This window comes from Providencia sp. Je.9.19 (assembly GCF_051129765.1).
Lineage (GTDB): Bacteria > Pseudomonadota > Gammaproteobacteria > Enterobacterales > Enterobacteriaceae > Providencia.
This window is the reverse complement of record NZ_JBCPSS010000002.1, coordinates 364,851-385,613: the sequence shown is the minus strand read 5'-3', so window position 1 is coordinate 385,613 and position 20,763 is coordinate 364,851. Positions and strand designations below refer to the sequence as shown.

Sequence of the window (20,763 nt, the reverse complement as noted above, 5' to 3'; positions counted from 1 at the left end):
CAATTTATTACTTTACTGGCGCTCACCTAATGCAGCACTGATATCGGCTGCAACATCACGCACTAGCTCACCCAATTCAGTAAAACGCTCTTCAGTCACCCGAGAGCTTGGTCCCGAGATAGAAACTGCTGCAATCAATGAATTATTACGATCAAATATTGGCGCTGCCAAACAATTAAGACCTAATGCATGTTCTTCATTATCAATGACATAACCAAGTTTTTGGTAATGTTCAAGCGCTTTCTTTAAAATGTTAATACTGGTTATCGTTTTTGGTGTGAATTCTTGTAAGCCTGAACGAATAACAAGTTCTAACATCTCTTCCTCATCTAAAGGGAAAAGAAGTGCTTTACCCGCACCAGAAGCATGTAGAGGCAAACGGCTACCAAGTGGCGCGCACATTCTAACTAACGCATGACATTCACACTGCCTAATTAAAACTGCATCTAAATTGTTGCGAATAGCAAGATTTGCCGTTTCACCCGATAACAACATCAATCTGCGCATAAAAGGACCTGCCACAGAAACAACATCGCGATCATTCATGTAGGTCGCGCCAACAGTGAATGATTGTAGACCAATGTGCCACCAACCCAGTTGAGGGTCTTGAAAAATAAACTCTGATTGTTCAAGGACTTTCAGTAAACGAAACGTCGTTGATAATGGTAGACCCAACTGCTCCGAGAGTACTGAAACCGATGAACTTCCACCTGAGTTAGCCAAAAACTGAAGAATATCAAGCCCACGCTCAAGTGCTTGAGCACCCTTTGGTGTACTTTTATCTGTTTGTGGTCTTCCTTTTTTACGTGGTTCAGTCATTTATTTTTACCTTTTATGTTTACTATCGGCGGGCACTAGCATTATCAATTAGCCATTATCGCCCAATAGATTAGTTAAGGAAAAACGATTTGACAAGGTTCAGGTAGATTCTTAATGACACAATTATCTGCGCCACCTCGGTCTACAGTTAAGAAATCAGTTTTTTCCTTAAAGGCAAAAATGGGGTGATGCCATACATCACGATGATAATTAACTCCTTGTTTTCCATTCGTAATAAATGCACGTAATGTTTTAGCAGGGATATCATCGCCGGGTTCTGCCACAATGACGACAAAGCGTTCGCCATTCATTGGGATAAAAGCCTGTGTTGATAGTGGATGTTTCTCAAGCAACGTGATATCCATCGGTATATTACAAGGATCTGAGCGACTAATACTCATCAATACCGGCTTACTATCCGTGATTTCAACTTTTCCAAGGTCATGATAACGCTCTGTTGACCCCTCATTAATATGAAAAAAATCAGACCCTTCAACTTGGATGACGTCGCCATAAGGAGCAAACGCTTCCGGTGTCAGATCAGATAGAACAAGTTTCATTGTTTTCTCCTAACACGCTAAAAATTTTGAGCCACTACTGTATTCATGCCACTGTTACATTAGTGGATAAACACACCATCATTAACAAATATAATCATCGATATAATAAAACCAGTGTATCAGGTTGTTTTTATTTTAACACAGTTTATTGGAAAAATTTTCCAATAAACTGTGTGCATCACATTTTTATAATTTGAAAGATATATAATCTCTTAATATTCAGTAAGATAATAATTTCTAACAATTGAGTGTGATTTATACTTATCGCTTTCAATTATCATCAGAAATGTTCTCTTTCCAGTGCAAACTAAGACGGATCTGCACAACTTCATTTTTCCTGTGCCCGAGGAATAAAAAATGCTAGATCAAGAAACCATGACAACCTTTATCACCGTTGCTCAGTGTCAAAGTTTTTCTCAAGCAGCTAAACAACTCCACAAAAGTACGGCTACTATTAGCTATCGAATCAAAATGTTAGAGGAGCATGTTGGCGTACAACTGTTTATGAGAACCACACGAACAGTTAACCTAACCGCAGCAGGTGAATTTCTGCTCGAACAGTGCCGCCAGTGGCATCACTGGTTAAGTAATATGCCAAGCCAATTACAGTTGATTAATGAAGGTGTCGAACCAGAAATTACAATTTCTATCAATAATTTGCTTTATCAAGCTGATGCCGTTTCTGACCTCATTCAATATCTCACTGAGCGCTTTCCATTTACTCGTATCAATATTACTCGCCATGTTTACATGGGGGTATGGGATTCACTGTTAAGCAATAAAAGTGATATTGCTATTGGTGTCCCTGGTTCTGAATCACTTGATAGTAGCGTCAACACCTTGTTTTTAGGTAAAATCGAGTGGATCTTTGCTGTTGCCAAGCATCACCCCTTAGCAGATGTCGACGGCATTTTGAGTGATGAACAACTCCGTTGTCATCCCACAATTAATGTTGAAGACACCTCACAAATATTATCTAAACGAACGGCATGGCTGTTATCGGGCCAACGGGAAATCAAAGTCCCCGATATGAGTACCAAAGTACTTTGCCATCTAAAGGGAACTGGCATTGGTTTTTTGCCTGCATCAATATGTGAACCTTATATTACAAGCGGTCAATTAATGGCTAAATCAATAAAAAGACCAAGGCGCCCTTCTCCACTTTCTTTAGCATGGAATAGCAGCCACAAAGGTGAAGTATTAAAAACAGTGATTAAACTATTCAAATTACAGAACCCAATCATTAACAATTTATTGAGCGCCATTGACCCAGCTACAAAATAGTCATGATTATGGTGTGATTTTTGTCCCCATCTCACCGCTAAGGATGGCTTCTATTTGATTAAGCGCACCAATATAAGCAGGTTTACCTGAACGCTTCACAAAACGGCTCACTGCGATAAGTTTCGGTCCCATTGAGCCATCATCTATTGCCATAGGTGCAACATCGGCAACCGTTGCTGTTCTAATTACACTCTGCTTTGGCGTTCCCCAATGGCGATACACCGCATCAGCATCTGTCAAAATAATTAAATGGTCGGCATTAATTGCTTCTGCCAATAATGCTGACGATAAATCTTTATCAATAACGGCTTCACTACCTTGATAACCTTTCCCTTGTTGAATAACCGGCACACCGCCACCACCATTACAAATAACAATATGATGTTTATCTAATAGATATTTTATTGCATCGATTTCAAGAATTGATTTTGGCTCAGGGGACGGGACAACACGACGGTAATATTGGCCGTCGGCTTTGATAGTCCAACCTAATTTTGCCTCTAAATCTGCTTTTTCAGTTTCATTATAAACAGGGCCAATATACTTAGTTGGATTTTGATAAGCGGGATCATTCGCATCCACACTTACTCGCGTCAATATGGTGGTTATTGGTTGTAGAGGGTGATGTCGACCTAATTCTTGCGTCAACATATACCCTATCATACCCTGACTTTCTGCCACTAAAATATCAAGGGGATAGGCTGGCACTTCTGGATAGGCCAAATTTTGTAACGCCAATAAGCCGACTTGTGGGCCGTTACCATGCACGATAACAACACGATATTTTTGAGCCAATTTACCTAATACATCTGCAATTGAAGCAATTGCATGATATTGATTGTCAGCAGAAAGGACTTCACCGCGCTTTAATAACGCATTCCCCCCTAAGGCAACAACTATCGTTTCCATGTTTATCCTTATATTTTAATGACGTCATCAATGAGTTATTTTTGAAAAATTGAATTAATGATGGGTTTCCATTCCAGCCAGCCACACACCAATTAAGGTATCCGCGCCAGAAAAGTGCCCCACTTGAAGTAATAAACGCACCGCCTGTGACAATTTCATCGGCTGCGTCAATGCGGTTGCTAATGTTTGCAATGGTGTAGAAAATATTCCCTGAGAAGCAAACTGCAAATAATTCACGCTAATCAGGGTGGTCAATAGTTCTAATGAAGGTGTATCTTGAAAAAAAGGCGGTGATTTATGGCTATCAGTACGCTCATCTAAAAAACTGACTAATAGCATCCCAATTAAAATATCGTCGTAACTTGGCGTTAATCCGGGCCCTTTACCAACAACCGATTGCCAGTTAATACTATCTCCACGGCGCCAACGCTGAAAATTAGCACTAAGCACCTGAAGCTCTCTGGGAACCGTTCCATTAGTGACTTGAGATAACATGCCATGCAGTCCACTTTTTGCTTTGGACTGCCTTAAAATATCCCATAAGGACACCATCACCGAACTCGAAAGCTTCTGTGGCAAAATTTTCAATGAAACCCGATTTTCAGGGGCTTGCAATTGCCAATTACGCCCAATAATCACATCTTTTTGATATTCAATACATTCACTTTCATCTTCAAATATCACCTGAAAATCTCGTTCGGATACCATCCACCCCATTGGACTCAAACCACGTCCGTGACGATGTAAAGTCAATAGATCACCTGAAGGAGTCAAAAAATTGAGTGCGTGATTAAAGCGTCCAATGCCACGCAATATCCCAGTATCCTTTGGCAAATGTTCGCTAACTGACAACGCTTGCATTATCATTTTTCAATCTCCTTCAGCGTGATAAGTTGATGATTTATTCGGTAATACCCAGCTTTTTGGACAGTGCAATAATAGCTTTTTCAAAACAGGCAATTGGCGCTCTCACCGTTCCAGCCCCAATTTGGCCAACCCCTGCATCTTTATGTGCAATACCCGTATTAATCAGTGGTGTAATACCCGTTTCAACCACGCGGCGCGCATCTAAACCAATACATGCGCCTTGGAAATCCCAAGTTGGAATTTGCAGCATCATATTGTGCTCTAAATAGATTTCAGCCATCTCATCGGAAACATCCAGCGCAGCGCTCATGCCGCCACTCGCGCCAACAAAACGTGTCACACCCGGCGCGGCAACCATTGCGGCACCTCCGATGCCGAATGCTTCGGTAATTGCACTGTCACCAATGTCCGGATTCGCATCCGCTTGGCTATAGCCTGAGAAAAACAATCCTTCTGGCGTGTTGACGGGAGCCGTAAACCACTCATCACCCATCCCACTGATCTTGACCCCAAAATTCTTACCATTGCGCGTTAAAACAGTCACAATTGTGCCCTGTTTTATTTCTGCGCCTGCATCCATAGCTGATTTACAGTAAGCCATCGCTAAATTCAGAAAAAATTGATCTGTAATACTTAAAAAATGCAGCACACTTTGCAGCTCATCTTTGTCGATATCTAGCGAACTCATAATCGGCGCTAGCTGTCTTAGCAGCAATGCAGAGGTTGCGATATTGCGTTGGTGAAACTCATCACCCATGGTGATGCCTTGAGCCATCATCGCGGTTAAATCAATGCCATCGTCCAAAGTCTGCAATGTTTTTTTCAACACTGGCGCTAATGAATCACGCATCCAACGTAAACGTGTTTGCACATCTTCGCCGTATGCACCAAATCGCATCACCTTGCCTATACCTTCATTCATATTGCAGTAGGCATAGTTACCATGAGTCATATTCTTTACAACCAACATTGGCATATTGGCAGAGGTGATCCCCCCCATTGGCCCAACGGCTTTCACGTTATGACAAGGAACAAACTCAATCTCATCGTTATTTAACATCTTGAGTGCTTGTTCTTCTGTATCAGCCCATTGCTCGAATAGACAAGCCCCAATACAAGCTCCTCGAACTGGACCACTCATTTCATCCCAAGTGACAGGCGGCCCCGCATGTAACAGCTTTTTACCTTTTTGTAAGGCCGGAACCACGACTTTTGCCGGTTCAACACTTTGCCAGAAAGGACGAGCGGCACGAATACGTTCAATTACTGCGGCGTTTGCTTCTTCAATCGTTGAGTACATATCCAAACCCTTATTTCAATTTTTTCAGAATATTAGCTAGTTTTTGATTACCACCAGCAATAGGCGCCCATTGATAATGAACAACGGGGATCTCATTGGCTTGCAAGTCGTCTGCAAAGCTGCGAACCCCAGCATTAATTACAGAGACGCTTTGCAATATTTCATGTTCTTGTTGTGGAAAAGCGGGAATTGAAGGTGAGATAACAGCACAGGCAAGAGTCACCGCTTCAGGAAGTGAATTCATCACCGCAATACCTGCCTCTTCTAAATAGGTAATTTGCGCTGAGCGTACCTGAGGGTCTTGTTCTGTTCCCGTTACGGTTGCAATAACCGCAATAGGGGCATTAGTAGGTCGCTTCTCTTTTAGTGATATAATTTCTTTTGCTAATGTCTGAGCAGAATCAATCTGCGCACCATAACCAATCACCACATCAAGCAATAACACCCCAATCTCGGTTTTTTGTGCCAAACTCGCAATTTGCTGATTACGCGTTGATGGGTCAATCATGGGATGAGGCTTACCTTGCGTATAAAAATCATCACCTAAATCAATAATTTTATGACCACCCTCATTTAGCATCATACCTTGATAGTGCGCTGCATCGGTTTGTAAGCCTAACTTAGTCGCGAGTAGCATCGCACATTCTGCTGCCAGAGTTCCCCCCGCATACAATCCAGCAATTTTTTTACCGCGACCTTGAGGTTGAATTTTAGCTGCCGCTTGTACACGCCCTAACATTGCAGCGATACGCGCCGTTTCATCCAATGTTTCCGTAAAATAGAGGTTACCATCTTGTCGAACCTCTGGAATGGTTCCCAGAAAAAGGGCAACAACAGGCTTACCTTGAGCCCTAAGCTTTTCAATAACATTGGCACGAATCTCTTTTGCCGGTGGCTTAGAAACAAAAGCAATCACATCACTGTTTGAGTCTGTTGCTAACAAATCAATTGCCGTCATCGCACTGATGCCGCCAATCTCTGCGGTCAAATCACGGCCGCCTAAACCAATTGCATGAGTGATCCCTTGACCCGCAAGGGTAATTTGAGAGATAAGCTCTTGAATACCCGTTCCTGAAGCGCCAATAATCCCGATGTTGCCCTGTGGCGCGACATTAGAAAAAGCCAAGGGAGCGCCAGCTAAATAGGCGGTTCCACAATCGGGTCCCATCACAATTAAGCCTAGTTTACTTGCCTTGATTTTTAAATTTCGTTCGTCCTCAGGTGTCACGTTATCTGAAAACATCATCACATTGCAGCCATCATCTAAAGCTTGATTGGCAAGCTCTGCGGCAAATTCGCCTGCAATAGAAATGAGAACAATATTTGCATCCGGCAATTTGCTTTTCGCCATCCGCCAGCTACGCGCACGTTGAAGTTTTTTTCCTTTTTGTTGCTGTCCTTGGGCTATTTCTTTTAGCGATCCTTCAAGGGCAATCACGATTTCATCTACAATTGCGCTATCTTCCGATTCAGTTTTAATGGCAACACAAATATCATTCGGAGTGGCTTCATCAAATGATGAATGCCAAAAACCAGTAGCCTCTAGCAATGATTTATTTGCAGGCGTTCCCATCATGACTGATATTTCAGATACATTTGGAGATTCACTTAATTTTCGAGATATCAGCATAAGACTCACTGAATCTTGGAAACTCCCTTTTTTTATGAAGGCATGGACCATAATAATATCCTTAAGACAACATTTTATTAGGCGGAATTTTATTTACTTAATATTCGATAAAAAAGTAAATACATATTTATATTGAAAAACAAAATTACAAATTAAAGAGAAAAATAAGTTGAGAATGGTCACATTTTATATATTGTTAGAAATTACTTTAAAATAAGCATGGCATTGAAAGAAAACATCTCAATTAAATGACTATTTAAGACATTCTAATAATTGTATGTTGATTTATGGAATTTTTAATAAAATCAGATAAAAATAACCTAGATCACATTTATTCCAAATTTAGTTGATACATTGATGCTAGCACCGAGTTTTATTAAACTTCGAAAACACTAAAGGGTTATTTAAGTATGAAAGTTTCTAAAGAAAAACTCCACCAGCTTATCGCTAATAAAATTCATGCCGCAGGTTTATCTGAAGAACATGCAAGTATTGTTTCTGACGTGTTAGTTCATGCTGATGCCAAAGGAATTCACTCCCACGGAGCAGTACGTGTTGAATATTATTCAGAACGCATTTCTAAAGGCGGAACCAATAATTCACCTAATTTTACTTTCGAAAAAACCGGCCCTTGCAGCGCAGTTTTTGATGGTGACAATGGCGCAGGCCATGTTGCCGCAAAACTCAGTATGGATGAAGCCATTAAAATGGCAGAAGAAAACGGTATCGCCGTCGTGGGCATTCGCCGCATCGGTCATAGTGGCGCGTTATCCTACTTTGTTCAGCAAGCCTCAAATGCAGGCATGATCGGTATCTCAGTCTGTCAATCCGACCCAATGGTGGTCCCTTATGGGGGCGCTGAGCCATACTACGGTACTAATCCAATTGCATTTTCTGCTCCCGGTGAAACCGATAATATCACTTTTGATATGGCCACCACGGTTCAAGCATGGGGTAAAGTACTCGATGCTCGCTCTAAAAATGCAAAAATACCTGACACTTGGGCAGTAGATAAAGACGGTAATCCAACCACTGACCCATTTGCAGTTACAGGTTTAGTACCAATTGCAGGCCCTAAAGGTTATGGCCTAATGATGATGGTCGATATTTTATCCGGCGTTCTATTAGGGCTACCTTTTGGTAAGCATGTGAGCTCCATGTACCATGATTTAACACAAGGAAGAGAGCTCGGGCAATTACATATTGTTATAAATCCAGCCTATTTCACTAATCCTGTGATGTTCCGTCAACATATTAGCCAAGTGATGCAAGAATTGAATGCCGTTAAACCTGCACCTGGTTTTGAAAAAGTACTTTATCCAGGGCAGAACAGCTTAAATAGAGAAAAACAAAGCGAAGCTAATGGTATCGAGATTGTAGACGAAATTTATAATTATTTAATTTCTGATGATATTTACCAAAAGTCTTACAACAATAAATCTCCCTTTGCTAGCTAACTAAAAAATAGGGATAAATTAATTAGTCGGTATCTCTTCTGCAAATATTTAATTTCAAGATTTAGCTTAAGATAATATCGGTATTCCTTTCCCTGATCACTGGCATCCGGTAATTAGGGAAAGACATTTCAAATAATAACGTACCGCAAAACCTATTAATTACTTTAGCTTATGAGAACAAATATTGCTGTTTAGTGACAACACTAGCTGTCTGTTACTACAGCACACAGTATAAAAATCACTAACTGGTGAGTTTATGAAGAACTTTACACATGAAGTTCAAGAAACTTCAAATTGGTTATCCAAGCATGGTGCTGTTAAAAATAATGGCATGACACGCCTGCTTTATACGCCTGAATGGATTAGCGCCCAAAAAGCATTAAAAAATGCCTTTGAACATTCAGGATTAAATGCATATTACGATGATATCGGTAATTTATTTGGCCAAATTAAAGGCAGTAAATATCCCGATCAAGTCATACTCTCAGGCTCGCATATTGATACCGTCGTCAACGGCGGAAACCTTGATGGCCAATTTGGTATTGAAGCCGCTTATATTGCCTTAGACTATTTGCAAAAAACCTATGGACAACCATTACGAACGTTAGAGGTTGTTTCCCTAGCAGAGGAAGAAGGTAGCCGGTTTCCCTATGCCTATTGGGGGAGTAAAAACGTAGTAGGCATCGCTAAATCTGAGGATGTAAAATCAATTTCAGATGCTGAAGGAATTAATTTTGTTGATGCCATGACAACTGCGGGCTTCCAATTTCGTCCCGCTCATCAACCTATTCGTAATGATATCAAAACATTTGTCGAACTACATATTGAGCAAGGTAATGTTCTTGAGCGAGAGCAAACTACAATTGGAGTTGTTAATAATATTGTTGGACAACGACGCTACAGTATTACGTTAAAAGGTGAAGCAAACCATGCAGGCACCACACCGATGGGATATCGCAAAGATACTATCTGTGCATTTAGTCGTATCTGTTTTGAATCAACTGAAAAAGCAAAACAATATGGCGATCCGTTAGTACTTACTTTTGGCCGTGTAGTGCCGCACCCCAATACCGTTAACGTCGTTCCCGGACAAACTGATTTCACCCTTGATTGTCGTCATACCGACAAACAAATATTAGTCCAATTCACTGAAATTATTGAAAACGATATTCAGCGTATTTGCCAAGAAATGGGGATTACGGCTGAGATAAATTTGTGGATGGATGAAAGCCCAATCCCCATGAATAATGAACTGGTTGAGTTTGTTAAGACTATTTGTGAAGAAAATAAATATAGCTACAAAGTCATGCATAGTGGAGCAGGCCATGACTCACAAATTTTTGCACCACACATTCCTACCGTCATGATGTTTGTACCGAGTATTAATGGTATCAGCCATAATCCAGCAGAAGCGACGAAGCTCGCCGACCTCGCTGAAGGGGTAAAATTACTCACAGAAGTTTTATATAAACTGGCATATATTGAATAGCAATATTCAATATATTCAAAAATTTATTTTCTAATTTGACTGAAATGTCATGAATAATTAAATAAGATAATAAAAAACAATTTCTATAGGAGAGTATGGTATGGGTTATTTAAATAATCAAATTGGCTATCCAAATGATATTTTAGCATCACGCGCCATTATCAAAAAAGATAATTACGCCATCATTCCACCTAATGGTGTTGTCTGCAATATCATCCCGGGATTTACCGACTGTAATGTCACTATCTTATCAACACCTAAATTAGGTGCAAGTTTTGTTGATTATCTTGTGACTCTCAATAACGAAGGCGGTAACTTAGTCGGATTTGGCGGCGGTAAGATTGAGTGCATTGTTTATGTCATCGACGGTGAAATTACCGCTTATTCAGATAAAGAAGAACATGCATTAACTCAAGGTGGCTATTTATATTGTCCCGCAGGCGTTACTTTACGCTTTAAAAATAATAATAAAGGCCAAGCCTCTAAATTATTTTTATACAAACGAGTTTATGAACCTACAGCAGGTCATAAAGCTCATATCGTATGTGGTAATACCAATAAATTACCTAAAATTGATTACGAAGGCATGCATAATGTACACCTTCAAGATTTACTGCCGAAAGATCTCGGTTTTGATATGAACATTCATATTCTTACGTTCCAGCCAGGCGCAAGCCACGGCTATATTGAAACTCACTACCAAGAACATGGGGCGCTGATTTTAACTGGCCAAGGTATGTATAACCTAGATAATGACTGGGTTCCGGTGAAAGAAGGCGACTATATCTTTATGGCATCTTATGCACTTCAGGCCGGTTACGCGGTTGGCGATAAAGAATTTAGTTATATTTACTCAAAAGATTGTAATCGAGATATTGAGCTCTGATTGATTATTTTATCAAAGTTAGATAAAAGGCATTTTATAAAAAATGCCTTTCCTTTACGTATTTAATATCTAAATATTTAAATTTCATTCTTAATTTAAGTTTATTAATATTTCATCTTTAACATGAAAGGATTCCCTATGCTATTAATTAAAAAATTCATTCTTCCATTAACGTTACTCTTAACGTCAAATTATGCTTTCTCCAATCAAACTTATACTATTGATGAACTCAATAGTATGTCAGCGGATAACTATGAAAAATCTCTTTCCGCTATTTTTGAAGATACCACCTGGCCTATCGTTGAAGCCGCAAAACAACGACCATTTACAGGCTTTGTTGATATGTATATCGATATTGTCAACGTAGTTGAAAATGCAGGAACCGATAAACAGTTAGAGCTGATTCAGTCTCATCCTGAACTTGCTTGTAAGACTTTGCGTAATAACGACATTGCATTGCTATCTCAAGGAGAACAATCAAGTGCAGGGTTAAATGAATGTACTGAAACTGAGGCGAAAGAATTAGCACAACTTAACGAAACTTATCGCCAAAAATTTGGTTTTCCTTTTTTATTAGCTGTAAAAAATGCGACGAAGGAACAAATATTCGCCTCAGCTAGAGCGAGAATGCAAAATAAAAAAGAAACAGAACTTAATATTGCTATGCAACAAGAATATAAGATAGTTTTATTTCGTCTTTTAGATCAAGTTAAATAAAATATCAATTTATGTTTCCAATAGTAAAAAAAATGATAAATTAAGATAGAATTGTTTATTCACAAGTACTACGAATAAAAAGTTTCATTTGAAACATATATATTAATACTCTCAGTGTTAGTGTAACAAACAATTTCTATCTCACTAAAATAATGCCCAATATAAGATATCTACCCCAACAGTACTTGTGAAATTTAATATTATACAATGAATCTCAAACAAACAAATTCAGCATAAAACACCATTGAAAATAAAAACAAAGGCTTTATAATCCGCAAAAAACCACTTTGTCACTCTTATCCTGCGTAGTTGAAATAGGTAGTATCTATTGAAATACCAATATCCATTAGTCATAAATATTGGAAATGACATGATTAACCTTGTTTAATACGCGTCAGAAACACCTCATATATATTTATATATATTTCACTGGGAATGATTTTATGTTGAATTCCATATTTAAATAATATTATTCTCCTACATCAATATTATCTGGAGTAGGAATGACAAATAATCTACAACTTGAAGATGCAGAAGTGTCTATTTACATTGGCCAATTTTTAAAACTCCGTAGAAAAAAAGTTGGCCTTACTGGAGCACAACTCGCCTCTCGACTCAGCATTAGTCAGCAACAAGTTTCTCGCTATGAACGGGGCATAAATGCACTTACCATACAAGGCCTTTTAGATATTTTACAGGCTCTGGACTTAAGAAAGCATGATATTGACGAGTTTGTTAAGAATATTTTTAGTTTTTATTTCGTTAATTTCAATACAGAAGCTAAGTTGATTCATTAATGTTCAAATATAAATAAAACATTATTGATTAATTTAGGCTCGGGGGGATTACCCCCCTCCCTTCCCATTTCCCATTTCCCATTTCCCATAATAAAAAATATCAAAATCTAATGACTATAGTTCTTTAATTCACTCATCTAAGGCCACATTAAAATATTAGCGTATGCTTTTTTTTCAAATAAGTGTTTTCAATCCTTAAATATCAATAAATTATATACCTACTTTACTACCCGTTTTCCGACACCCTCTTCAATTATCTCAGTAAACAGTACAATACGTATTCACGCTTAGTTTTTCCGTTCATAAAGCAAACCGCTATAATTAGATATTGAACATTGCTATGATGAATCAAACTGGGAAATATTCTGATGGAGATGATAATGCCTATCCAGCGTGAAACGATCTTAAGCCATGCCTTAAACCAACTGGAAAAACAAGGTTTATCCGCATCAACGGAAAACCTACTAAATGAAATTGAGCCTGATTTCGCGACCATTCGCCAGTTTTGGCCAGATGATGAAGCCCTTATCTATGATTGTTTGCGTTTTCATGGGCAACAGATTGAAACATGGCAACGCCAAACGCTCCTTGATGAATCGCTGAGTCCTCAACAGAAGCTAACAGAACGTTACCAACAACTGAGTGAAAAGGTCAGCGAAGAGCGTTTCCCTGGCTGTCTGTTTATCTCAGCTTGCAGCTATTACCCTGACTCAGACCACCCTATTCATCAACTAAGTCGCTTACAAAAAGATAATTCATTTCGCTTCACAAAAGAGTTATTAGATGAGCTTGATATTGAAGATTCAGAATTAGTCGCTAACCAGATGGAGTTAGTTTTAGAAGGCTGCCTTAACCGCCTTTTGGTTCAGCACGACATAAAAGATGTGCAGATTGCTCAACATCTTTCTGAAGATATTTTAGCCATTGCATTATGCCGTAAAAAAGGCGCATTGAGCTAAAAATCATCGTCAGCGCGTTAAACGGTCAAGTTTTGTCGAAAAAGAAAACACTCAGTCAGTAATTAAGGTTTTTTATTAAAAATCCATTGACGTAAACAGCCTAATACGGTTTAATGCGCCCCGTTGCCCGGATAGCTCAGTCGGTAGAGCAGGGGATTGAAAATCCCCGTGTCCTTGGTTCGATTCCGAGTCCGGGCACCACTTATTCAAAGAACCCGCCGAAAGGCGGGTTTTTGCTTATGGCTTCTACTAAAATAAATACTCTCCCAAAATTTCAGTTCAATTCGTTCCTATCTTCATCAACTTCATTGCTCAACTAGACTTTCAGGTATAATTAGTTCCTATAAAGTGTGTGCCCATTTTTTCTCTCAGGAAGCTTACTAAGTCTCTAACTGATGCTAAATCCGAGATGAAACGCTAAAATCAAAAAATACAATTAGTTCTATTCATTAAATCATCTAGATACAGAAAACATGCTTATTTTACATCTATATGTTTTAATGAATATCCACCGCCATGAAGATATTGACTATGAACAATACTCCGTCTTTTCAAGATATTATTTATAGCCTTATAGGTGCCATCCCTAAAGGTAGAGTAGTGACTTATGGAACCCTTGCAAAAATGGCAGGTTACCCAAGTTATGTACGACAAGTATGCCAGGTGATAAGAAAAGTTCCTACGGGCAGCACTTTACCCTGCCATCGTATAATTAATGGTCAGGGGAAATTATCTGTTACAGGTGAACATTATATGCGACATAAGAAAGCACTCATGGGTGAAGGTATCATTTTTGGCCCAAATGATAAGATAAAATTGAAACAATATTTATGGGAGGGATTTGATTAGTTATTTTAAACATCCCTCATACCACCTTTATTCTTCAGTCATTATCTTAGGCACTTAGAGTTTACTAGCCGCCTTTATTTTTATTTACCCCCACATAAAAAATAGGCGATTACATCTAAACAACATAAAAAACCTGAATGTCATTTTGAATACTCTAAGTACCTCTGCAATTTTAACGTCTCAGCTTATTTTTCAAAATGAGGCTTATGTTCAAGTTCTTTCGCCAAGAAATAATTTAAGAAGGTTCGGATCACTGCAATAATTGCCAATTTAATGAGGCTATCTAAATCTGGGTCTACTGTTGTAACCAAAATATCAGCCGCTAATTGAAATTCCAATGCCGTTGCAAGCCAGTCACCAAACCGATAACGTGCCGCTCTCCCCCCTTTTAATTGGACTAAAATAATTAGTGCTTTAACTAATCCAATAACGACGCAAATGACCGAGATAGTTTCTAATAGTAACTGAAAAACATGAACACTTGAGACCAGTAATTCACGTAAAAAGGCTAAGTCGAACATTGAATACCTCAATGATAAGTTTCAAATTTGTTTATTTTAAATATCAAGTATGACCAACATACAACGCCTTAAGGTAGGATTAAAGCAATAAATAACAGTAAGTTTCATGAAGAAATGCATTATCAGTGACCAACTAAGTGATTACCCCAAAAAGACCCTACGGTGGGTAGTGCAAAGCCAAATGCAGATTCAACCTTTATCGTAACCTATGATTAGCTTTTTTGAGTTTATTTTGTGATTTTACAAGGACGTAAATTCCCATAGTTAAATTTATCATCGTTTATTAAAATATTTTACTTCTATAAATTAAAAACAAGTACAATTCATTATTTTTATAATTTATCTCATTTATTAACCACATTGATAAATCTAACAACATTATAATTTTAAGTAATGAAAATCACTAAAAACAGTTAAAGTAGTTAAAATGAAAACTAATATAGCTTCCCCAGCGAAACAATAAAAACACCAAAACTTTAATTTTGTATAACATTTTAAAATAGAAAAAAACTTTCAAAAACCCGCATCTTGAGTATTAACAACAAGAGTAAAATTCAAAATTAAAAAATACACTTACAACATCATTCAATGATAGATAAAAAACAAATTAGTTTAATAAAATTAAAATTACTTTTCAATTCGACTATTTTATCAAATATAAAAATATTATGACTCCCAAATATTATAGAATCGTTTAACATTACTTGCTGTATAAATAACTGTATGTGAAATATTTCTATGACCTAAATAATCTTGAATGAGACGAGTATCGCGCCCTAAATCAGCTAATGCATAACCACATGCATGCCTTAGCATATGTGGATGTGCCTCTATAGATACATCCGCTTTTTTACCATAGGAACGAATAAGTCCATACACTTGTTGTCGCGAAATTCCGCCACCTTTTTGAGAAAGAAAAACTAAAGAAGAATCTGCATCGCGCCACTGACTTCTAATATGTAGCCACTCATTTAATGCATTATATTCACTCGAGATTAAAGGCTGTGTTGTCGATAAGCCGCCTTTTAATCGCCTAACATAAATAACTCTTGAATTAAGGTCAATATCTTTCAAAGATAAATTACATAATTCACTAACACGAAACCCATGAATAAAACACATTAATAACATGCAATAATCACGTTCTGAATATCGACCTTTTTTAGCCTCATCTAATATTGCATTAATTTCAAAGCGAGTTAGAAATTTACGTTGTTTCATATTTTTCATTTCCTATAATAAGAGTACACAAGATAAAACTAATATATCAAATCTTAGAAAATGATAAACAAATGATTACTTTATACACAGAGAAATACCATTATTTAGTATTAGATAACACTAAAAGTTTTAGATAGATTTGATTATATATCTTCATTGAACTCAATTTAAAATACGTAAAATACAATATGCAGGTGTTTTTTTACTATTTAAATTAACACTTTGCATCAAACTGTTCGTATTATTGTTCGATTACAAGTTTAAGTCAAATATCGCTACTCTAAATCTGCGTTTAACAATAACCAATTGATAATTAAGTAATTATTCAATAATCATTTTCAGTGTAAAAAATGATTTATAGAATAAAAAGTATTACTACCTAGTAACACACTCCAGACAAATAAAAAACAAAATAAAATACTATTTATATACTGCAAAAAAGATATAAAAACCATCAGATTAACATTCACGCAATGAAAAACCAAACTGGTCAATTTGATGCATATTGTTCGGTTTTTTGTTCATTAAAGATATTTTTAAAGAACGTCAATATTGTACCAAATTAAGATGAAACAAAGGAAAGCACTAATAATAAAACAGTGGTAAGCGTGCTGTTTTATTTAAATATTTAATGTCTTATTTATTTAATGGAAATGTACAAAATGAATCTTAATAAACTTGCTTTAATTTTAGGTCTAGGACTCTCTATTACTGCAGGCGCAGCTAATGCCGCCGACCAAGGACACGGAACTGTCACATTTGAAGGTTCTATCATTGATGCACCATGTTCAATCACACCTGAAACCTCTGAGCAAACAGTTCCTATGGGACAAATTTCTACTGCCGAATTAAAAGATGGTGGTCGTAGTAACTCCCGTGATTTTAAAATCGCATTAGAAAACTGTACGACTGAAACATTAAAAACAGTAACAACAACCTTTACTGGCGCAAGCAGCACAATCGCTGACGGTTCTTTAGCCATTGATGGTAAAGCACAAAATGCCGCTATTGTTATTACTAACGCAGGTGGTAAGCAAATTAAATTAGGCACAGCCTCTGATGCACAAACACTGCGTGACGGTAATAATGACTTAAACTTTGCAGCTTATCTGCAAGGTGATAGCAAAACAGCAGCAACCCCTGGTGCATTTAAAGCTATCGCAACATTCGCTTTAGCTTACCAATAATAAAAAGGCCTAAACACGGATGTATGGCCTAATTAAATTTACATCATTTAATTATATTGTTTTAACACGGAGTATTTATGAATCACTTTGGCATTTTTGTCATGGTGTTTTCAGGAATAATGGTTATACCTGCAATGGCATCTCATGCAGAGCAGGGAAACGGATATGTCTCAGTAGAAGGCTCTATTATTGATAGCCCTTGCGCTATTGATGCCGGAAGTCGTGATCAGACTATTGAATTAATGACGATCCCCGTTAGTCAAATGATACATGATAGAGAAGGGCCAATTCGCCCTTTCTCTATCCGTTTGATTAACTGCACCCTGACACCATTAACACCCGGAAAACCTGATTGGCAATCTTTTGAAATAACTTTTGATGGTTCACTAGACGGTGACAATTTTCAATTATTCGGTAAAGCCAGAGGTGTTTCATTAAAAATTATTGATGCTTTCGGGAATCATGCACTTCCCGGAAAACCTTTACCTGCTCGTGCAATAGAGCCTGGCACGATGACACTTAATTATGGTATGCGCTTAGTCAGTAATAACCAACGTCTAAAAGCAGGAAATTATAAAACAACAATCCAATTTAAAATGGATTATTACTGAGTTATTGCGAAGGGACTATTATGACTCTGCTATTAAATAAGAAAAATAAAGTCTTCACTGACTCAGCGCGTTATATTTTTAATCCTTTGGCATTAATGGTTATTATTGCCATTACGCAAAATCAATATACCTTTGCGAATACCAATATTGAATTCAATACAGATATTCTAGATGTTCACGATCGTAGTAATATTGATTTAAGTGAATTCACTCATGCGGGCTATATTATGCCCGGCACTTATCCTTTTTACATCAGTCTTAATACTAATACGCTTCCTTCGGTTTATGATATTGCCTATATCACATCCGCAAGTAATCCTCAGGAAACCGTTCCTTGTTTATCACCAGAGGTCATGTCACAACTTGCATTGCAAGATGAATGGCAAAAAAAACTACAATGGTGGAACAATGGCCAGTGTCTAAAAGTAGACTCACTGCCCGGAATGACGGCAAGTGGATCTCTAGCATCAGAAACCATTGTTATCACTATTCCACAAGCCTATCTTGAGTTCACTTCAGATAACTGGGATCCCCCTGCTCGTTGGGATAACGGTGTCGCTGGCGCACTATTTGATTACAACTTAAATACACAGCTCACGGACCCTAAAAATAGCAAATCTAGCCGTCAAATTAGTGGTAATGGGGTCGCGGGGATGAATCTTGGTGTATGGCGTTTTCGTGCAAATTGGCAAGCTAATTATAATGATACATCAGGCCAATCCACTGAACGTCACTGGGATTGGAGTCAATATTACGCTTATCGTGCCATTACATCATTAAGCGCCAAACTCACTTTGGGTGAGGAATATCTGCGTTCAGGTATTTTTGAGTCTTTTCGTTATCTTGGTGCAAGTTTGATGTCAGATGACAACATGCTACCACCCAATTTGCGAGGTTATGCACCCGAGGTCAGTGGTGTAGCAAAAACAAATGCCAAAGTCACAGTTAGCCAACAAGGTCGTGTGTTGTATGAAACGCAAGTGGCTCCTGGGCCTTTTCGCATTCAAGATTTAAATGATGCGGTTAACGGTAAACTTGACGTCAGAGTCGAAGAACAAGATGGCTCCACTCAAGAATTTCAAATTGATACCGCAACAATCCCTTATTTGACCCGCCCAGGCCGCGTACAGTTCAAACTTGCAGGAGGGCGTCCAAGTAATATACGCCACCATACTGAAGGCCCAGGATTCGCATTAGGTGAGTTTTCGTGGGGGATATCTAATGGTTGGTCACTATATGGCGGTGCGCTCGGTGCTGGTGATTACAATGCGCTTTCGGTGGGGGTCGGTCGTGACTTAATGATGTTTGGTGCAATCTCATTTGATGTCACTGAATCGCGAGCCAAGCTGCCTCTAGATAATAAAACCTATACAGGTGGTTCCTATCGCTTAAGTTATTCCAAACGCTTTGAGCAATATGACAGCCAAATCACTTTTGCAGGATATCGCTTTTCTGAACGTGATTTCATGAGCATGAACCAATATCTTGATCGCCGTTATCGCAGCTCTGTTCAAGAAAATACAAAAGAACTTTATACCATCATGTTGAACAAGCAGTTCACTGATATTGGGCTGAGTGCTTATTTAAATTATAGCCATGAAACCTATTGGAATAGGCCTAATACCAAGCGCTATAACTTGTCGTTATCTAAATACTTTGATTTGGGAAAATTTAAAAATATTAATGCCAGTTTATCTGCTTTTCGCAATCAATATGAAGGCAAAAAGAATGATGATGGCGTTTACTTAAACTTTTCCATGCCATGGGGTGATGCCGCAACTATCAGTTATAACAGCATTATCAACCGGACCGGTAACTCACATACGGTAAGTTATTATGACCGATTAGATGATAAAAATAGTTATCGCTTAGGGACCGGACTGAGCTCTCGAGGCAGAGCGACAGGAAACGGCTATTTCCTCCATTATGGTGATTCCGCCACGGTAACCACTAATGCCAGTTATGTTGCCGGAGACTACGCCTCAGCCGCACTTTCTTTACAAGGTGGAGCAACCATAACCCCATATGGTGCAGCACTGCATCGCATCAATATGCCTGGCGCAAGCCGGATCATGGTTGATACCGAAGGTGTTGCTGATGTCCCTATCAAAGGTTTTGGCGCCAACGTGAAAACCAATCGATATGGTAAAGCCGTTATTTCAGATATCAACGATTACTATCGCACCAGTACCAGCGTTGATCTGAATAAGCTTCCCGATAATGTCGAAGCCACCAAGTCTGTTAAACAATTAACTGTTACCGAAGGGGCGATTGCTTATCGTAAATTCGATGTGCTTTCGGGTCTGAAAACCATGGTAAGACTTGCACTTGCAGATGGAAGCTACCCACCGTTTGGCGCATCAGTCCTCAACAGTAAAAAATATGAAGTTGGGATCGTTAATGATAACGGCTCTGTTTATCTTTCTGGCGTAAATCCAAATGAAATACTTAATGTCACTTGGAATGGTGAAACGCAATGCCAGATACAAATTCCGGCACAAATTGAAACAACAGAATTTAATTCATTATTACTCCCTTGCGGGGCTCAACCAACCACAGTGAATGTGCCTCCAGTGACGACGCAAACGGCAACTGACAATCTTGCCCCTAAACAGGCAATAGAGCCAAAGCAACGCTGGTTATTATCGCGACCAGATATTACTTACACCACTGATGATGCTTCACTATAAAGTTTATGGA

General features: G+C 38.4%; 19 protein-coding genes and 1 tRNA gene. 12 read left to right on the top strand and 8 right to left on the bottom strand.

What is annotated here, in order from left to right; translation table 11 throughout:
* Positions 1-12 precede the first annotated feature (12 nt).
* Together AAZR93_RS10985 and AAZR93_RS10980 are read right to left on the bottom strand one after the other, a co-directional pair.
* The gene (locus AAZR93_RS10985; RefSeq protein WP_294109282.1) at positions 13-819 is read right to left on the bottom strand and encodes an IclR family transcriptional regulator domain-containing protein; all 807 of its coding nucleotides are present in this window, start codon (positions 817-819) and stop codon (positions 13-15) included.
* A gap of 74 nt (positions 820-893) precedes the next feature.
* The gene (locus AAZR93_RS10980; RefSeq protein ID WP_294109273.1) at positions 894-1,379 is read right to left on the bottom strand and encodes an ureidoglycolate lyase; all 486 of its coding nucleotides are present in this window, start codon (positions 1,377-1,379) and stop codon (positions 894-896) included.
* Between the two features lie 357 nt (positions 1,380-1,736).
* Here AAZR93_RS10980 and allS point away from each other — a divergent pair, with 357 nt between their 5' ends.
* Complete coding sequence (gene allS / locus AAZR93_RS10975; protein ID WP_294109264.1) at positions 1,737-2,663, top strand: HTH-type transcriptional activator AllS; 927 nt, start codon at positions 1,737-1,739, stop codon at positions 2,661-2,663.
* A 6-nt stretch (positions 2,664-2,669) separates the two neighbouring features.
* Here allS and AAZR93_RS10970 read toward each other — a convergent pair whose 3' ends face one another.
* Genes AAZR93_RS10970 through fdrA form a run of 4 tightly spaced genes read right to left on the bottom strand, consistent with a single transcriptional unit; the run spans position 2,670 to position 7,420 of the window.
* Complete coding sequence (locus tag AAZR93_RS10970) at positions 2,670-3,572, bottom strand: carbamate kinase (protein WP_294109263.1); 903 nt, start codon at positions 3,570-3,572, stop codon at positions 2,670-2,672.
* Positions 3,573-3,626: 54 nt separating this feature from the next.
* Positions 3,627-4,439 carry a DUF2877 domain-containing protein gene (locus AAZR93_RS10965; protein WP_294109258.1) on the bottom strand — a complete coding sequence of 271 codons (813 nt, stop codon included), beginning with the start codon at positions 4,437-4,439 and terminating at the stop codon, positions 3,627-3,629.
* Between the two features lie 34 nt (positions 4,440-4,473).
* Entirely contained in the window at positions 4,474-5,739 is a 1,266-nt protein-coding gene (locus AAZR93_RS10960; protein WP_294109249.1) for a DUF1116 domain-containing protein, read from the bottom strand.
* A 10-nt stretch (positions 5,740-5,749) separates the two neighbouring features.
* Positions 5,750-7,420: an acyl-CoA synthetase FdrA gene (fdrA, locus tag AAZR93_RS10955; RefSeq protein WP_434719824.1), complete on the bottom strand. Its 1,671-nt coding sequence runs from the start codon at positions 7,418-7,420 to the stop codon at positions 5,750-5,752.
* A 359-nt stretch (positions 7,421-7,779) separates the two neighbouring features.
* On the opposite strand from fdrA, the gene allD reads away from it, so the two are divergent.
* The 8 genes from allD (at position 7,780) to AAZR93_RS10915 (ending at position 14,523) form a co-directional block, all read left to right on the top strand.
* Entirely contained in the window at positions 7,780-8,826 is a 1,047-nt protein-coding gene (gene allD / locus AAZR93_RS10950; protein WP_294109236.1) for an ureidoglycolate dehydrogenase, read from the top strand.
* Positions 8,827-9,082: 256 nt separating this feature from the next.
* The gene (gene allC, locus AAZR93_RS10945; protein WP_434719823.1) at positions 9,083-10,315 is read left to right on the top strand and encodes an allantoate deiminase; all 1,233 of its coding nucleotides are present in this window, start codon (positions 9,083-9,085) and stop codon (positions 10,313-10,315) included.
* Positions 10,316-10,415: 100 nt separating this feature from the next.
* Positions 10,416-11,201 (top strand): (S)-ureidoglycine aminohydrolase, encoded by a 786-nt coding sequence (gene allE / locus AAZR93_RS10940; protein ID WP_434719822.1) that lies wholly within the window; start codon positions 10,416-10,418, stop codon positions 11,199-11,201.
* A 138-nt stretch (positions 11,202-11,339) separates the two neighbouring features.
* On the top strand, positions 11,340-11,918 hold the full coding sequence (gene uraD / locus AAZR93_RS10935; protein ID WP_434719821.1) for a 2-oxo-4-hydroxy-4-carboxy-5-ureidoimidazoline decarboxylase: 579 nt from the start codon (positions 11,340-11,342) through the stop codon (positions 11,916-11,918).
* A 503-nt stretch (positions 11,919-12,421) separates the two neighbouring features.
* Entirely contained in the window at positions 12,422-12,715 is a 294-nt protein-coding gene (locus AAZR93_RS10930; protein WP_294109212.1) for a helix-turn-helix domain-containing protein, read from the top strand.
* Between the two features lie 386 nt (positions 12,716-13,101).
* Complete coding sequence (gene dicD, locus AAZR93_RS10925; protein WP_434719990.1) at positions 13,102-13,674, top strand: division control transcriptional repressor DicD; 573 nt, start codon at positions 13,102-13,104, stop codon at positions 13,672-13,674.
* 125 nt (positions 13,675-13,799) lie between these two features.
* Positions 13,800-13,875, top strand: a tRNA-Phe gene (locus AAZR93_RS10920).
* A gap of 330 nt (positions 13,876-14,205) precedes the next feature.
* A complete protein-coding gene (locus tag AAZR93_RS10915; protein ID WP_294109572.1) occupies positions 14,206-14,523 on the top strand; it encodes an MGMT family protein in 318 nt (105 codons plus the stop codon).
* A gap of 185 nt (positions 14,524-14,708) precedes the next feature.
* On the opposite strand, the gene AAZR93_RS10910 is transcribed toward AAZR93_RS10915, so the two are convergent.
* On the bottom strand, positions 14,709-15,044 hold the full coding sequence (locus tag AAZR93_RS10910) for a DUF1622 domain-containing protein (protein WP_294109574.1): 336 nt from the start codon (positions 15,042-15,044) through the stop codon (positions 14,709-14,711).
* 666 nt (positions 15,045-15,710) lie between these two features.
* Positions 15,711-16,265, bottom strand: coding sequence for a tyrosine-type DNA invertase (locus AAZR93_RS10905; RefSeq protein ID WP_294109575.1), 555 nt, complete (start codon positions 16,263-16,265; stop codon positions 15,711-15,713).
* A gap of 662 nt (positions 16,266-16,927) precedes the next feature.
* Between AAZR93_RS10905 and AAZR93_RS10900 the strand changes: the two genes are divergently transcribed.
* From AAZR93_RS10900 to AAZR93_RS10890, 3 genes are all read left to right on the top strand, one after another.
* On the top strand, positions 16,928-17,452 hold the full coding sequence (locus tag AAZR93_RS10900; protein WP_294109578.1) for a fimbrial protein: 525 nt from the start codon (positions 16,928-16,930) through the stop codon (positions 17,450-17,452).
* Positions 17,453-17,529: 77 nt separating this feature from the next.
* Entirely contained in the window at positions 17,530-18,063 is a 534-nt protein-coding gene (locus tag AAZR93_RS10895; protein WP_336430972.1) for a fimbrial protein, read from the top strand.
* 20 nt (positions 18,064-18,083) lie between these two features.
* On the top strand, positions 18,084-20,753 hold the full coding sequence (locus tag AAZR93_RS10890; protein WP_434719820.1) for an outer membrane usher protein: 2,670 nt from the start codon (positions 18,084-18,086) through the stop codon (positions 20,751-20,753).
* Positions 20,754-20,763: the final 10 nt, after the last annotated feature.

What these genes read in the sequence shown, in the direction of transcription:
- AAZR93_RS10985 (WP_294109282.1), bottom strand. Translation starts at nt 819, where the DNA reads ATGACTGAACCACGTAAAAAAGGAAGACCACAAACAGATAAAAGTACA.
- AAZR93_RS10980 (WP_294109273.1), bottom strand. Translation starts at nt 1,379, where the DNA reads ATGAAACTTGTTCTATCTGATCTGACACCGGAAGCGTTTGCTCCTTAT.
- allS (WP_294109264.1), top strand. Translation starts at nt 1,737, where the DNA reads ATGCTAGATCAAGAAACCATGACAACCTTTATCACCGTTGCTCAGTGT.
- AAZR93_RS10970 (WP_294109263.1), bottom strand. Translation starts at nt 3,572, where the DNA reads ATGGAAACGATAGTTGTTGCCTTAGGGGGGAATGCGTTATTAAAGCGC.
- AAZR93_RS10965 (WP_294109258.1), bottom strand. Translation starts at nt 4,439, where the DNA reads ATGATAATGCAAGCGTTGTCAGTTAGCGAACATTTGCCAAAGGATACT.
- AAZR93_RS10960 (WP_294109249.1), bottom strand. Translation starts at nt 5,739, where the DNA reads ATGTACTCAACGATTGAAGAAGCAAACGCCGCAGTAATTGAACGTATT.
- fdrA (WP_434719824.1), bottom strand. Translation starts at nt 7,420, where the DNA reads ATGGTCCATGCCTTCATAAAAAAAGGGAGTTTCCAAGATTCAGTGAGT.
- allD (WP_294109236.1), top strand. Translation starts at nt 7,780, where the DNA reads ATGAAAGTTTCTAAAGAAAAACTCCACCAGCTTATCGCTAATAAAATT.
- allC (WP_434719823.1), top strand. Translation starts at nt 9,083, where the DNA reads ATGAAGAACTTTACACATGAAGTTCAAGAAACTTCAAATTGGTTATCC.
- allE (WP_434719822.1), top strand. Translation starts at nt 10,416, where the DNA reads ATGGGTTATTTAAATAATCAAATTGGCTATCCAAATGATATTTTAGCA.
- uraD (WP_434719821.1), top strand. Translation starts at nt 11,340, where the DNA reads ATGCTATTAATTAAAAAATTCATTCTTCCATTAACGTTACTCTTAACG.
- AAZR93_RS10930 (WP_294109212.1), top strand. Translation starts at nt 12,422, where the DNA reads ATGACAAATAATCTACAACTTGAAGATGCAGAAGTGTCTATTTACATT.
- AAZR93_RS10915 (WP_294109572.1), top strand. Translation starts at nt 14,206, where the DNA reads ATGAACAATACTCCGTCTTTTCAAGATATTATTTATAGCCTTATAGGT.
- AAZR93_RS10910 (WP_294109574.1), bottom strand. Translation starts at nt 15,044, where the DNA reads ATGTTCGACTTAGCCTTTTTACGTGAATTACTGGTCTCAAGTGTTCAT.
- AAZR93_RS10905 (WP_294109575.1), bottom strand. Translation starts at nt 16,265, where the DNA reads ATGAAACAACGTAAATTTCTAACTCGCTTTGAAATTAATGCAATATTA.
- AAZR93_RS10900 (WP_294109578.1), top strand. Translation starts at nt 16,928, where the DNA reads ATGAATCTTAATAAACTTGCTTTAATTTTAGGTCTAGGACTCTCTATT.
- AAZR93_RS10895 (WP_336430972.1), top strand. Translation starts at nt 17,530, where the DNA reads ATGAATCACTTTGGCATTTTTGTCATGGTGTTTTCAGGAATAATGGTT.
- AAZR93_RS10890 (WP_434719820.1), top strand. Translation starts at nt 18,084, where the DNA reads ATGACTCTGCTATTAAATAAGAAAAATAAAGTCTTCACTGACTCAGCG.